A 14,765-nucleotide genomic window follows, 5' to 3' on the forward strand; every position below is an offset into this window, starting at 1 on the left:
GATTTTAGTCAAATGTAAATATAAAACATAGATCGATCAGATGAATTCCATTTTAATTCGCACGATCGAGAGAAATGAGTTTTGGCGCGTTATAATAATCTATATCACGCCAAAACCCTATAAAAAAAGGTAGTTTTGGCGTGATATAAGAAGTTATATCGCGCCAAAACTCATAAATTACATCAAAATTCACTCCGTCCAGGGTTCAAGAAATTGGATTACACCATTCACAATTTTATAAGGCAGAAAGCAGGCTATTGATGAATCAGCACTTTGGCTTTAGAATTTAGCGATAGTCAGGTCTATAGGTTCTTTATATTTCACTTCTTGTAATCCAATAAATACTTATATAACCAACGCTCTTACTGGTTTTACCAAAATGTTTATTTAATTTCACCAAATATCAAATTTGCTCCATATGGACAGAAAGAAGAAGAAACAGGCGGCGATTAAATCTGCAGCTAATGTAGAACAGGTACGTAAGGCTTTAAAAGAGCGGTTCATGGACCGCATCAAGAAAATCATCACACTGATTGGCGGTCCGGAATTGCTAGCCAAATTTCCTCCCATCTTTATATATCACTTATACGAAGTCCGATATCCGGTACTGAAAGCAAAAGCTGCACCAGGGTCAGAGATGTCCAAAACACGGATCGTTCAGTTCAACAAACTGATGTATCAGCTCATGGAGGGTATAGACATCGAACTCGATAATGGAAATACCATCCCTTTAACCTGGTACCTTTCTGAAGGATTAACATTGATAGACTGTGTGGGTGAGATTGATGTAGCTGTTGATCCTGATTTATCAGACCTCAAAACACATTTTCTCCCTTACTTACACGACAGCAAAACACATAGGGAGCTTCAGGATGGACTGGTTAACCTGGTTACCCATACCTGTCGGCTTTTAGCCGACTATAACGATCAGATTTATAGTGCCGATCTTTCCATGACACCCTATTTTGCCCGTTTTAATCCGCAGAATGACATCATCATTCATCCCTTCAAACCAGAAAAACACCAAATCATGGTAAAAGATAGTTTCCGGAGTGCCATACGCCTCAGCTGGGCTTCTCCGGATCAGGTTATGGAATACTTTAATGTAAAACCATCTTTACTAGGATTTAAGACAGCCGGACTGGATATTCCCTTACCATTATACATTACGATTCATGCACTGGACAGGCTTAGGGAAAGGATCAACATCACACCGGGAATCATGCATGAAATCCTGTTGCTTACCTTTCTACAAAATAAGATTCCACACCGCTGGTCTGGGAATGAGAGTCAGGTAGATTTCTGTATAGCGGACCAGAAAGTAGGGTATTTTGCAGTAAAATTACATGGCGACAAGCTCGTGGTTCGTACGTTTCTATTCCTAACCAATAACGACACATTCGAAGGAGAAAAACTTAGCCGATTATTAAATATCAACAAAATTGATAAAGAATACCTGGCGATTGACACGCTTCCGGCATTCAATTCTTACCATATTGACCAAAATGAAAAACTGAGCAAATTATTCAAAGATGCAGGATGTGGCTCTTTATTGGGATTGGGTTATCTGCAGGAATTCACCGCTAACCAGGTCAAAGATAAAGATCCTGAATCCATATTACAGTATCTCGCTGATGCTCCATATTTTAACAGGCAGTTACAAACAGACACCCCGTATGAGCATGACGGTCTGAGTATTGATTAGCAAGCTCACAAATCTTTTTTACTTTTACACTATGAAAAAATACACCTTTACAATTATAATTCTGCTATTCGTTTCTGTTTCTTCTTATGCACAAAAATATATCCTCCCAAATGAGGAGGTTATTTTATCATTCACGACAAAAAACAACAAGCGTGTAGTATTGGCAAAAGACAAAGCCAATGCCTATATGATATATCGTTTTGGAACTGCTCAAAAGATTGAATTTGAATTCCCTGAAAAAACAAAAGAGAGCTGGTCAAAATTCACCTACTCTTTTTACTTCAGAGGTGGCGGTGCTAAAAATGAAGGAATGGACCTGAATTATATTCATTTCAATAATAAAGGCTATAAGTATACGGTTTATGATAAAACACCGGAAACAGGTATCACCATTACCAATATGAAGACAAACAAAGAGACCGAGATAGAAGGAAAACCGAAAACAAGAAAAGGTAATTTACTCGATTTCAGAAACAATGGATTACTGAAAATCACAGAATAAGTGGTTTTGGCGAGCTATCAAAACCGATAGCTTGCCAAAATCACTAAAAAAATATACTTTTGAATACGAAATAGACAAGTAATCTTATCCTGCACTCCACTAAATCAACGCTGTTTTGGAGGAAACTCAATTCCTGCCTCCTGAATTAACTCATAACCATATTTCATAATGGTTTCAATAACCGGAATTGCCTTTAATCCTTTTTCAGTAATGCGATACTCCACTTTTGGAGGCACAACAGGGTAAACTTTTCGTTCGATCAAGCCCTTTTCTTCCAGATCTCTCAATTGGGTTGTCAGCATCTTGTCCGTGATATGTGGAATGTCTTTTTTCAACTCCCCATACCTTAGCGTATTCTTTTGCAAACGCCAGAGAATGGGCATTTTCCATGTCCCACCAATATGATTTAAAGCAAATTCAATCGGGGTATAATACAGTTTTTTATCATGAAAAAATTCTGGCATAAGGTGAGTTTTGGCTTTATACTTTCCTAAAAGTAAGTATCATACCTAAAGGTGTGTACGATAAATCAGGTTAGCTTATTCGGCAAATTTGCACAAAAAACAACAGCTACAAAAATTTTATGAAACGAACACTTTATGTACTTGCTCTTGGCATTTTCGGCATTGCCACCACCGAATTTGGCGTCATCGGAATTTTACCACAACTCTCCTCCGCTTTTCATGTCAGCATTGATAAAGCGGGCTGGCTCTTGAGTGCGTTTGCTTTAATTATTGCCTTATTTGGCCCATTTATGATGATGCTGGTATCTGGTTTTGATCGCAAGAAAATACTGGCGTTGGTACTGGCAATCTTTGCGGTATCCAATATAATAGCTGCATTTTCCCCCAGCTTCAATGTCTTGTTAATCGCAAGGATTTTACCGGCATTTCTCCATCCCGTATTTTGGTCGATCGGCCTGGCAACAGCGGCCAATTCGGTACCGCCTGAGCAATCCCCCAAAGCCGTAAGTATCGTGTTCGCAGGATTTACCATTGCAAGTGTTTTCGGAATTCCTCTGGCTACTTTTATGGCTGATATTTTTAACTGGCAAGCCTCTTTTATATTATCAGCATTAATAAACACCCTATCTTTTGCGGGCTTATTGTGGCTCCTACCGCCTATTCCTACGCCAGAGAAAAATAAAGCAGTGGGTCAGGCAAAGATTTTCAAAAAGAAAATACTATGGATCAACCTGATGCTGGCCTGTCTAATGATTTCAGCTATGTACTCAACCTACGGCTATATGGCGGTATATTTAGCACAAATTACCAAAATGAAAGGCGGAGAAATTAGCCTGATGCTGTTACTTTTTGGCATCGCAGGTGTAGCCGGAAATTGGCTGGCAGGAAAATATTTAAGCAAAAACATCGACACCACAACATTGGTATTTATTGTCCTGCTGGCCATTGTTCACCTGCTGTTATTTTTCTTCGGATCTTATTTTATTCCGATGATTGTGATGGTCTTTTTTTGGGGATTGGTGCATACCGGTGGCTTTTTGATCAGCAATGTAAATGTAACTTCGTCGGCTGCTGAAGCGCCCGAATTTGTAAACAGCATTTTTACTTCCTGTGGAAATTTAGCCGTTACAATAGGATCTACAGTTGGTGGCCTGACCATCACAAAAGCCGGAATTCATCAGATACCTTTTACCAGTATCGTCCTTCTTGCGCTGTCGTTGGGCATATTGTTAATGAAAAACATCAGGAAAACCAGCGAATCCCCGATGAAGCTTGAAGCTTAAACAAGTTCAGGTATTCATCTTACCGCAATATTATCCTCCTATTTAAATGGCTTTAATTTCTTTATTACCGGACAAAAGCAAGTTTCAGAACCACAAGATACAAACAAGCTCATTACACGATACTTACTCGGTGCACACTCGGTCTGAAGCGTCTTATTATCGTGTAACCACCGTTTAAATTTCCAATAAATATCAAATAATTCCCAAATAAATCTTTTATTTATCCTTATATTGCTATCAGATTAATTTTTAAATAATTAAGATGGCCTCAATTAAAAATGGAATATTGGGTGGTTTTACTGGTAAAATAGGTAATGTTGTCGGCTATAGCACCTATGGCGTAGACAGGATGAGATCTCTATCTGACCGTACCGCGCCTGCTACAGCAGCAGAACTCAGAAACAGAAAACAGTTTAAACTGGTGCAGGACACCTTAAACTGCATTAAAGAATTAATAAAAATTGGATTCAAAAACTACTGGACCAAGACAGGAGGCACCAGAGGTGCGATTTCCTATAACAAAACCAAGGCCGTTCAGCTAAATGGCGATGACTGTGCGATCGACCCAGAGCGCTTCAGGTTTAGCGGTGGTGTACTTCCCGGATTAAACAACGTGGAATTTGAACTGGAACGTGATGACTTGCTAAGGTTTAACTGGAATTCAGCGCTTGCATACGGCGCTTCTCCAAAAGATCAGGTAATGCTATTGGCAATTGATCTGGAAGAAAAAAATGCATGCTACGAATGTCTGGGCAATTTTAGAGGTTCAGGTACGGATATTTTGAGGCTTTCAAACGATTTAAAAGGTAAAAATCTGGACATCTATATCGCTGTTGTGGCTAAGGACAGGTCAAAGCAGTCTGACAGCCAGTATTTAGGCAGGATCAATATTCCTGATCCGGATGATGATAAAACGCACAAAGAAGACGCAAATACTCCTCTGCAAGTCGTAGAGACGCTTCTTTCCGAACCAGAACAAGACCATGCGGATTCAGTCAAAGAATCCAGGGAGCTGCCGACCATTGCAGGGAATGAGGAAGCTTTTAAACAACCATTAATTCATAAAACAATAGCAGTCGTCAAGGCAAGAAATTCGGAAACCGATATCCGGCTTTATATCAAAAACCCCGAAAATCAGGGAATTTTGGGGCCAGAAACACCATCGAATGAACTTCCCGCGTTTATTTGTAAAGCCGATACCACAAGTTTTAAACACCTGCAGCTTCCGGCCAGGCTTCAAAATCATGCTGCTATTATTGTATCAGACCTGAATCAAAAATTGATCACCAACCATTACCAGATGGCGCAGAAAAATCATCTTCTGATCATCTGCTCTTTATTCCTGAACAGCATTACTTTTGCACAAAATCAACCGCAAAAAAACATGATTGATGCCGATAAGTTGTCAGAATTGCAATTAGCGCACATGGACCGTTTTGCTCCAGGAAATGGCTGGGTCCAGATGACATCGCCCTTTTATTCCGCAGCACTTAGCTCATAGAAGGAAAAGAAATCCCTTTAATCTTTCTGAAAAGCTCTACTGCATAGATATCGGTCATCCCGGATATGAAGTCCAGTACGCTTTGAATTTTAGAATAAGCATCTGTTTCTTTGGTCAGGAACTGTTTGGGAATTAGTTCTACCAGTTTTTTGTGGTATTTCGACTCATTTAGCAAATACGCAGGAATAAACTCTTCCAGCAAACCACCCATTACCTGGTAACCTGCCACCTCTATCTGTACCACAGAAGAATAGTTATAGATCTTTTTATAAGAAATCCTTTCAATCTCTTTCATTACAGAAAGGAAAGGTTCGTCAATTGCATCCATCAGGCTGATGTTGAAATCACCATTCAGGATTGCTTCCTGTTCTTTAAAAAATACGGTAGAGCATTGCCAGATTAGGGTACTGATAGACTTTGCCCTCATCAGGGTAATTTTGGCATCATTGTCTTCCATTTCCGCCAATCTTGCAGGCAATTTAGGATCATTACACAAAGGCAATAACAAGGTTTGCACCTCTTCATAAGAAAGTATCTTCAGGCGATGTGCATCTTCCAGGTCAATGATATTATAGCAAATATCATCCGCAGCTTCCACCAGGTAAACCAATGGATGACGTTTGTAGACCAGAGGTTCGTCCTGAACCTTAATCAGGTCCATTTCTATTGCAATCTTCTCAAAACCACTTTCCTCCGACTGGAAGAATCCATATTTCTTGGTATAAATGTTCTTTTTGTTGTGTCCGGCAAGTGAAGCACAAGGGTATTTCGCAATAGAAGCCAATGTAGCATAAGTTAAGGCAAAACCTCCTGTCCCCTTTCCGGCAAACTGATGGGTTAGGATTCTCAAGGCATTTGCATTTCCTTCAAAATGAATCAGGTCTTCCCATTGTCCGGGAGTTACCTGTGATTCGTACTGACGGCCATCACCATCGGTAAAGTAATGAGAGATTGCCGATTCTCCGGAATGTCCGAAAGCAGGGTTTCCAAGATCATGTGCCAGGCAGGCAGAGGCAATAATGTTTCCTATCTCACAAAGTAAAGGACAAGTCTCATCGATATTTGCATCACTTTCCTTGATCTTATTGTAAAAGATCGTCCCCAATGAACGGCCAACACTAGCTACTTCTAAGCTATGGGTTAAGCGGTTATGAACAAACACACTTCCCGGCAAAGGAAATACCTGCGTTTTATTTTGCAGTCTCCTAAACGGTGAAGAGAAAATGATCCTGTCGTAATCCCTTTGAAACTCTGACCTCGCTTCTTTCTGATTCCCTGCAAACCTATCCTCATTCCCCCAGCGTTTCGCCGATAGTAACTTTTCCCAATTCATATAATGGCTTAAAATTTTTGGCCGCAATATACAAATCTCTTGTTTGCGGATCCAATAGAATGCAAAAAGCCACCGTAAGGGATTCGTGACGATCACCGCATTTCATTTTGACATTGTTATATTTACGCTCAATTTAATTTCCAATGACACACACAACGAAACTAGTTTTAGCACTATTGCTTACCGTGACCCTTTCCTGCAAAACAAAAAAAGCAGTGGTTACCACACCAACACCTGTAGAGAAAACAACTGATACAGAGCTGGATAAAATCAAAAAAGACTTACCACAGGATCAGGTAGAAAGAACAGAAGCGGGCATTAAGTTCACCTTTAGCTCAGAGATCTTATTCCCTACCAACTCTTCTATATTAAATCAGGAGTCTAAAAAGAGAATTACGGATGTTGCTAAAGTCATCGGACAAAAAGACAAATCAAGAGCCATTCTTATTGAGGGGCATTCTGATAAAACCGGAGAGGCAAAATACAATCAATGGCTTTCTGAGAAACGTGCAGTTTCCGTTAAAACCTATCTGGTTAGCCTTGGAATCAATGCAGACAGAATTACAACTGCGGGTCTTGGCGACAGCAAACCGATCGATGACAACAAAACCAAAGAAGGCAGATTAAAAAACAGACGAGTGGAAATCACCCTGTTAAAATAAATTAAAAGGAAAACTCATTACCGACTTTCCGGAAAGGGCTGTTTTTAGAAATAAAGACAGCCCTTTTTCTATACCCTTACTTTTAATTCCTGAATCCTTAAGTTTACAAGAATTAACAGTGGTTTTTCAATTTTCAAACGTTTTGTTAAAACATTTGGAAAATTGAAAATATGTTTATAGTTTTAAGGAAGGGATATGAGTAAAAAAGAACTGGTAAAGGAAAAGATAGGAAGATCAGCCATGCAGTGTTTTGCAAAGTTTGGTCTTGATAAAACTACCCTTGATGACATTGCCCAGGCCGTTGGCCTGAATAAAGCATCGTTATACTATTACTATAAGAATAAGGAAGACATATTTATCGAGGTGGCGCTCAAAGAAGGCGAAGATTTTATCAATTCCCTTCAGGAAACCACCTTGCTTAAAGAGGGAATAGAAAACAGGACTGCATTTTATCTGGAGTCGAGGTTCAATTATTATAAAAACGTGCTCAATATGAACCGGGTGTCCGTAGATACCCTGAACAAGATTCTGCCTCGTTTTTTTGAATTGTACAATGCACTGATGAAAAGGGAGAAAATCTTCTTAACACAGCTGCTGGAAAAAGCGGCAAAGGAGGAAAACCTGATGATGACTGATCCGGAAAATACGGCATCCGTGCTCATCAACCTTACAGATGCTTTAAAACATAGTGTAGAACAGCAGGCGATCCTGAAAGGGGAAACTGAAATTGATTACACACAAAGTCTTCAGGACATTAAATTTTTGGTGTCACTGATCTTTACAGGAATAAGAAAATAGCGGTACTCTCGTAGTTTCATGACGGTTAAAGGGGTTTAAGCTATTTTATTATTTAAAATTTTGTTGCCAACCTAAACCAAACCAAATATGAACAAAGTCATGTTACTTAGCCTGATTCTTTATTTCTGTATGCCCGATTCCCTCAGGGCGCAAAATCTAATCAAAGGAAACATTAAGAACAACGCCACGCAGGAAGCTGCATACGCGGTCTCCGTAAAGGTAAAAAACGGGACAGAAGGCACTTACTCTGATGACCGCGGCAGGTTTCAGTTGAAAACATCAAAGAAACTCCCGCTTACCCTGATCATTTCCTCCATCGGCTACGAATCTAAAGAAGTAGCGGTTCAAAGTTTTTCCGGCATCCTGGAAATCGGATTAGAACCCGCATCTGTACTTGGACAGGAAGTGGTCGTGTCTGCCAGCAGGACGGTACAAAAAAAGCTGGCCTCCCCCGTCACCATCGAACAGATCAGCAGTAAGGAGATCAGCAATTCGCCGCAGTTGAACTACATCGACATGATTCAGGGTTTAAAAGGCGTGGATGTGACGGTTTCCAGCATCGGTTTTACCAGTATCTCTACCAGGGGATTTAATACGAGTGGAAATACCAATTTCACGCAGATTGTAGACGGAATGGACAACCAGGCACCCGGGCTTAACTTCCCCCTCGGATCGGCCATCAGTTTAACACAACTTGATGTAGACAACATAGAAATGCTTTCCGGGGCCTCGTCGGCACTTTACGGCTCCAGAGGTTTGAATGGAACGATGATCATGTCTGGCAAAGATCCTTTTAAATATCAGGGTTTAAGCGTACTCGTCACTCAGGGGGCGAACCACCTGAACAATAAGAACCACAATGATCCCGTAGCCCCTTCCGCTTATTACGACTGGACCATTCGTTACGCGAAACAGATCAATGAGAAATTCGCCTTTAAAATCAATTCCCAATATACCCAGGCAAAAGACTGGGTGGCGAATGATGCCAGCAATAAAAACGGAACAGGAACCGCCCTTACTGATCCGAATTACAATGGAGCAAACTATTATGGAGGCGCAACTTCTGTTGACATCTCGCCATTTCTACAGGCAGCACTCGCCGGAGATCCCGCACTGGCCCCAATTATCGATCCATTGCTCACTAAGTCGAATTATGTAGCAAGGACCGGTTACCCTGAATTTGGTTACCTGGACAATAAAGCAAGGCTCTTCAAAGTCAATGCAGAGCTCCGCTATAAGATCAATCCAAAACTTGAAGCCCTGATCTCCGGAACTTATGGAACAGGAAATATTGTGTATACCAATGATACACGATACCAGCTGAAAGGCTTTAAAGTAGGTCAGTACAGAATGGAACTTAAAAGCGACAAATGGTTTATCCGCGGTTATACCACTCAGGAGAATTCCGGACGGACCATCGTTGCCGGACCTACAGCACAGTACATCAATGAGTCCTGGAAAACAAGTTATGACGGCAATACCGGAGGATGGTATCCGGAATATACTTACGGCCTGATCAATGCGCTGGCGGGAGGATCAGGACTAAACGAAGCACATTTAGCTGCCCGTGCATTTGCTGATCAGGGACGGGCAGAACTGGGAAGTCCTCTCTTTAACCGATTGAAGGACAGCATCACCAACACCCCTATTTCTGATGGAGGCACGCTCTTCCTCGACCGCAGTAAGTTATACAATGCAGAAGCGCAGTATAATTTTACCGATCTGGTGAAGTTCATGAGTGTCATTGCAGGGGTAAACTGGCGACTGTACAGTCTGAACAGTAAAAACACGCTTTTTCCGGATAAGAACAAACCCATCAATGTAAAAGAATACAGTGCCTATATCCAGTTGGCGAAGAAAGTTGCAGACGATAAACTCAGCATCAGCACTTCCTTCCGCTATGATAAAAACACGTTGTTCTCCTCACCGAAAGTCACGTCGAGGGCTTCATTGGTTTTTGAAGCAGTAAAAGAAAACTTCATCAGGTTCTCTTATCAGAATGCTTATAGTTTCCCTTCTAATATCCAGGCTTTACAAAACACATTGAGCGGTTACAACAGCTTTTCTTCCGGCGGTTCTTCCCTCCTGCTCAATGACAATTATCAGTTTAACAAATTTCCACCTTATACCCTGGAAAGTGTGACCAAATATCAGCAGACAGGTGATGCCGGTGTGCTTCAGAAATTCCAGTACAATGACATCAAACCTCAGTCGGTCAATGCATTTGAACTCGGTTATGCCGCCCTGATCGGAAAACGGGTGATCTTCGATGTGCTGGGTTATTTCTCTACCTGGAAAAACTTTATTGGCTATGCAAATGTTGCCAATACACCAGGAACGAATGATGTGACTGCCTTTAAAGACCATAGCACCTATATCCAATACAACATTGCCTTCAATGGCGGGCAAATGGTAAATACCTATGGCTATGCCGCCAGTGTCAGCGTAGACCTCGGCCATAATTTCCTGACCAAGGTCAATTACTTTTCAGACCATATCAGGAATAAAAATAATTCTCAGATCAATAACTTCAATACCCCGAGTTACCACATCAATATGGAATTTGGAAACAGTGGTTTCGGTAAAAAACAAGAATGGTCATTCAGTACCAGCCTACGCTATAAACCGGGTTATTTCTATGTCGTTTCCGGTGGCCTTGCTGCTGGACAGGTACCAAGTTCAGCAGTGATCGATGCACAGATCAGCTACAAGCTCATCAAAGCACGCTCGGGAATCAGACTGGGTGCCACCAATATCACCAACCAATACTATACCACAGGGGTTGCCAATCCGAATATCGGGGCAGTCTACTATGTGACTTATGCTTACAATATCTTTTAATCAAACCCACAAAAACTAACCAAATATGAAACATTCCATCACTACAACACTCCTCTTACTACTGATTACCGGTATTTTGGGCTCCTGTAACAGCAAATCAGATCAAAAAGATACTTACACCACTATCCTAAGTTTTAAACCCGGTGAAGAAGCTAAAATTGCGGAAGCCTTTCTCTCTTTAAAAGACAGCACGAGTATCCTGCTGAAAGCAGGGAACTATAAATTTGACAACCTCAGCATTGCCCAGGTCAACCATATCCTGATTCAGGGGGAAGGCCATGACAAGACCGTTCTTGATTTTTCCGGACAGACGCAGGGTGGCGAAGGCATCCGGGTAACTGATGTGAAAGGCTTTACCATTGATGCCATGACCATCCGGGACTCCAAAGGAGATTTGTTAAAGATCAATAAAAGCAGCAACGTAACCGTAACCAATCTGCATGCGGTATGGAGCAAGGCTGATTCTACCAGTGGCGGTTATGCCATTTATCCGGTATTGTGCAAAAATGTGCTCATTGAAAACTGCTATACAGAGGGTTCTTCGGATGCCGGAATTTATGTTGGCCAGACCGACAGCGCCATTGTCAGGAAATGTAAAGCTGCTAAAAATGTGGCTGGCTGTGAAATTGAAAATACTTCCAATGCAGAGGTCTACGACAATGAGTTTTACAACAATACCGCAGGTTTCTTGATTTTTGACCTTCCCGATCTTTCAAAAAGAGGGGGTCATGTGAAGGTTTATAATAATAACATCCACGACAACAACTTTAGAAATTTCGCTAAAGCAGGTAGTTTCGGTACCACCTGGGGTGTTGGAAATGCCTCGCCGGGAAGCGGGATCATCATCCTCGCAGCCTCAGACATTGAGATCTATAACAATAAAATTATCAACAACAACACTTCTTCCATCACCATTGCTTCCGGCTTTGCCGTAGATGAGAAAGCTGGCGAGAAGATCAATGCCAATTATTCGCCTATTCCGAAAAACATCAGGATTCACGACAACACCATAGAGATGGGACCTGCTTTTCCTAAGCCTGCTTATGAACACCGGATCGGGCAATTGTTGGTGGCAACAGAAGCGCAGCTGAACAGACTGGATCCTGCCCGCAAAAACAAACGGATTCCATGGATCATGTATGATGGAATTACCAGCAATATCCTGACCAAAGGAACCGCAGCAAATCCGGATTCTATTTGTATCAAACAGCCCGGCGACAATGTCTTCGTGAATGCCGATTTCCTCAACATTTCAAAACCTGAAAACTGGAAACCCAATACAAATATTAGCCCATACCAATGCAAATAAAGATGCGTAAAACTTATCTTTTTAGCACCTTGCTCCTCTTTAGCACTACATTTTCGGTGTTGATGGAGCAGGGCTGCAAAAATAAAACCAAGCCTGTAAATCAAGGCGATTTTCAATTTAAAGAAAAGCTTTCTGATTATGGATTTTTCAAAGGAAAACTCAAAGACCTGAATCCTGCAGATGGGATTTTTAACTATGAATTGAGTACCCCTTTGTTTACCGACTATGCCATTAAAGACCGGTTTATTGTTTTACCGGCTGGCAAGGCGATAAAATATACCGAAAATGGGGCTTTAGACTTTCCTGATTCCAGCATCATCATTAAAAATTTCGCATATACCAATGTCGAACATCAAAAAGTGATGATTGAAACCCGCTTGCTCGTAAAAGATCCAAAGGATAAAAAATGGAAAGTGATGAACTACCTCTGGAACAAGGAGCAAACGGAGGCCCTGAAACACATTACCGGGGCCAGGGTTCCGATTACCTTACTTGATGAGGAAGGAAAAAAATATTTTACCAATTATCAGGTTCCCAATACCAACGACTGTAAAAGGTGTCACATCAAGGATGGGATCCTGACCCCGATCGGGCCTAAAGCAAGAAACCTCAACTTTACCCTTAGCGGACAAACGGTAAATCAATTGAGCCAATGGGCAGCCAAAGCCAGGATTACTGGATTGCCTGAGCTGAGCAAAGTGCATCAGCTCCCGGTCTGGACGGACAAAAAACACTATAGTCTGGAACAAAGGGCCAGGGCATATATGGATATAAATTGTGCACATTGTCATACTAAAGGTGGCGATGCCTACAATACCGGATTATTTTTAGATTATCAGGAAACAAACCCAGATCATTTGGGGATGAGAAAAGCACCGGTTTCTGCGGGTGGAGGCGCCGGAGGATTAGATTATGACATCGTTCCGGGGCTACCTGAACAATCCATACTCTTGTACAGAATGAACAGTACAGAACCGGGAACGGCCATGCCGGAACTGGCACGAACCATTATTCATAAAGAGGGTGTGGAACTGATCAGAGAATGGATTAAAAGTTTACCAAAACAGAAATAGCTTTCAGAAATAAGATCAGCAGGATTTATGAATATCATATTATTCTAATGCCAGATTCATAAATCCTGCTTTAAATTCAAGCCAAATCATCTGTTTAATTGCCAAGCAAAGTGCCTATATTTTTGTTAAAAACGATTCCCTTATCACAATTGGTAAAAAACACGTAACCATTTTTATTCGCTTTATTGATCTTGAACCCGGATTGAGCGTCTCCGTTATTTCCGCCATGTTCATATATTACCCCATAACTTACAGGTCGGATTGCAATTCCAAGCCCCCATGCCGTATCTCCATTGACCAGATAATGTGGCGTACTTTTATCGAGCTGTACCTGTTCTCTGAACAGCTCATCCCCACTCTTTTTTGACAGCCCCTTACCCCTCATCAGTGCAATCAAAAAGGTCGAATAATCTACGGCCTCTGTATGTAATCCTCCTGCAGGTTCAAACCAGGTGGAATCCTGCTCCGGAAAGGCAATTGGCCAGGGTTTGCCGGTCGGTTTTCCGCCGGCATGCCCTTTCACCCTATGTTTTGTGATGTAGTCATTTCCACTAAACCAGGAGTTTTTGAGCTGAAGCGGCTTAGCTGCCTCTGATTGAAAATACGGATCCAGCGTCTGTAAAGTCAAGTGATTTAAATGCGCAATAACTCTGGCAAGATAAGAATACCCTTCACCTGAGTAGGCAAATTGCGTTCCCGGAGTAAACTTGATATATAATTCACCGTATTTATAACGGTTTTCATCACGCTTATCGAAGTAACGCCAGTTTGGGAAGCCAGTGGTATGAGACAAGACCATTCGTGCCGTGATCAGCTTGTAGCATTCATCTTTGGCAATATCCGGATAAGGCAAATACCTGTACAAAGGAGTATCCAGGTTCAGCACTTTCTGATCAACCAACTTCAATACGAAATAGCTGAACAGGGGCTTTGACAAGGACGCCGCTTCAAAAAGGGAATTCGCATCCAGCTTTTTCTTAGTCACGATATCTGAAACTCCAAGGGAGCGGCGGTAAACCACTTTTCCATTGTTGATCAGCGCAAACGATAAACCAGGGAGCCCCAGAGAATCCATCTGTTTTTTAATAAATTCGTCTAATTGTTCTACACTCAGCTTACTTCCTTTGAGGGTTTGTAATTGCGCAGTGCTTTTAAAACTAAGGAACAGCAGGATGATCAATACACCTACAGGAAGGTTGATTTTACTCATATTCAGAAATGGTTAAGGTCGTGCATGGTAAGCGTTACCTACATTAGAGCATACCGATGTATTAAAGTTACAGATCCGGATTGG

12 protein-coding genes are annotated in these 14,765 nt (G+C 41.5%); 9 read left to right on the plus strand and 3 right to left on the minus strand.

Annotated elements, in window-relative coordinates; translation table 11 throughout:
* Window positions 1-418: 418 nt before the first annotated feature.
* Together AAFF35_RS24460 and AAFF35_RS24465 are read left to right on the plus strand one after the other, a co-directional pair.
* Complete coding sequence (locus AAFF35_RS24460) at window positions 419-1,705, plus strand: hypothetical protein (RefSeq protein ID WP_342329165.1); 1,287 nt, start codon at window positions 419-421, stop codon at window positions 1,703-1,705.
* Window positions 1,706-1,736: 31 nt separating this feature from the next.
* Window positions 1,737-2,207 (plus strand): hypothetical protein, encoded by a 471-nt coding sequence (locus AAFF35_RS24465; RefSeq protein ID WP_342329166.1) that lies wholly within the window; start codon window positions 1,737-1,739, stop codon window positions 2,205-2,207.
* Between the two features lie 104 nt (window positions 2,208-2,311).
* Here the strand turns inward: AAFF35_RS24465 and AAFF35_RS24470 are convergent, their stop codons facing one another.
* Window positions 2,312-2,671 carry a helix-turn-helix domain-containing protein gene (locus AAFF35_RS24470; protein ID WP_342329167.1) on the minus strand — a complete coding sequence of 120 codons (360 nt, stop codon included), beginning with the start codon at window positions 2,669-2,671 and terminating at the stop codon, window positions 2,312-2,314.
* Window positions 2,672-2,790: 119 nt separating this feature from the next.
* On the opposite strand from AAFF35_RS24470, the gene AAFF35_RS24475 reads away from it, so the two are divergent.
* Together AAFF35_RS24475 and AAFF35_RS24480 are read left to right on the plus strand one after the other, a co-directional pair.
* Complete coding sequence (locus tag AAFF35_RS24475) at window positions 2,791-3,954, plus strand: MFS transporter (RefSeq protein WP_342329168.1); 1,164 nt, start codon at window positions 2,791-2,793, stop codon at window positions 3,952-3,954.
* Window positions 3,955-4,216: 262 nt separating this feature from the next.
* Window positions 4,217-5,455, plus strand: a complete 1,239-nt coding sequence (locus tag AAFF35_RS24480; RefSeq protein ID WP_342329169.1) for a DUF6266 family protein — start codon at window positions 4,217-4,219, stop codon at window positions 5,453-5,455.
* Here the strand turns inward: AAFF35_RS24480 and AAFF35_RS24485 are convergent.
* Complete coding sequence (locus AAFF35_RS24485; protein WP_342329170.1) at window positions 5,445-6,788, minus strand: deoxyguanosinetriphosphate triphosphohydrolase; 1,344 nt, start codon at window positions 6,786-6,788, stop codon at window positions 5,445-5,447. The two genes, AAFF35_RS24480 and AAFF35_RS24485, sit on opposite strands and share 11 nt — an antisense overlap.
* Window positions 6,789-6,931: 143 nt before the next feature.
* Between AAFF35_RS24485 and AAFF35_RS24490 the strand changes: the two genes are divergently transcribed.
* The 5 genes from AAFF35_RS24490 to AAFF35_RS24510 all read left to right on the plus strand — a co-directional run bounded on the left by AAFF35_RS24490 (window position 6,932) and on the right by AAFF35_RS24510 (window position 13,471).
* Entirely contained in the window at window positions 6,932-7,450 is a 519-nt protein-coding gene (locus AAFF35_RS24490) for an OmpA family protein (RefSeq protein ID WP_342329171.1), read from the plus strand.
* 195 nt (window positions 7,451-7,645) lie between these two features.
* Window positions 7,646-8,248, plus strand: a complete 603-nt coding sequence (locus tag AAFF35_RS24495; protein ID WP_342329172.1) for a TetR/AcrR family transcriptional regulator — start codon at window positions 7,646-7,648, stop codon at window positions 8,246-8,248.
* Window positions 8,249-8,335: 87 nt separating this feature from the next.
* Complete coding sequence (locus tag AAFF35_RS24500; protein ID WP_342329173.1) at window positions 8,336-11,089, plus strand: carboxypeptidase-like regulatory domain-containing protein; 2,754 nt, start codon at window positions 8,336-8,338, stop codon at window positions 11,087-11,089.
* 25 nt (window positions 11,090-11,114) lie between these two features.
* Window positions 11,115-12,398: a parallel beta-helix domain-containing protein gene (locus AAFF35_RS24505; protein ID WP_342329174.1), complete on the plus strand. Its 1,284-nt coding sequence runs from the start codon at window positions 11,115-11,117 to the stop codon at window positions 12,396-12,398.
* A 2-nt stretch (window positions 12,399-12,400) separates the two neighbouring features.
* Window positions 12,401-13,471, plus strand: coding sequence for an SO2930 family diheme c-type cytochrome (locus AAFF35_RS24510; RefSeq protein WP_342329175.1), 1,071 nt, complete (start codon window positions 12,401-12,403; stop codon window positions 13,469-13,471).
* A gap of 94 nt (window positions 13,472-13,565) precedes the next feature.
* Here AAFF35_RS24510 and AAFF35_RS24515 read toward each other — a convergent pair whose 3' ends face one another.
* Complete coding sequence (locus AAFF35_RS24515) at window positions 13,566-14,681, minus strand: serine hydrolase domain-containing protein (protein ID WP_342329176.1); 1,116 nt, start codon at window positions 14,679-14,681, stop codon at window positions 13,566-13,568.
* Between the last annotated feature and the right edge of the window lie 84 nt (window positions 14,682-14,765).

This window comes from Pedobacter sp. FW305-3-2-15-E-R2A2, assembly GCF_038446955.1.
Lineage (GTDB): Bacteria > Bacteroidota > Bacteroidia > Sphingobacteriales > Sphingobacteriaceae > Pedobacter.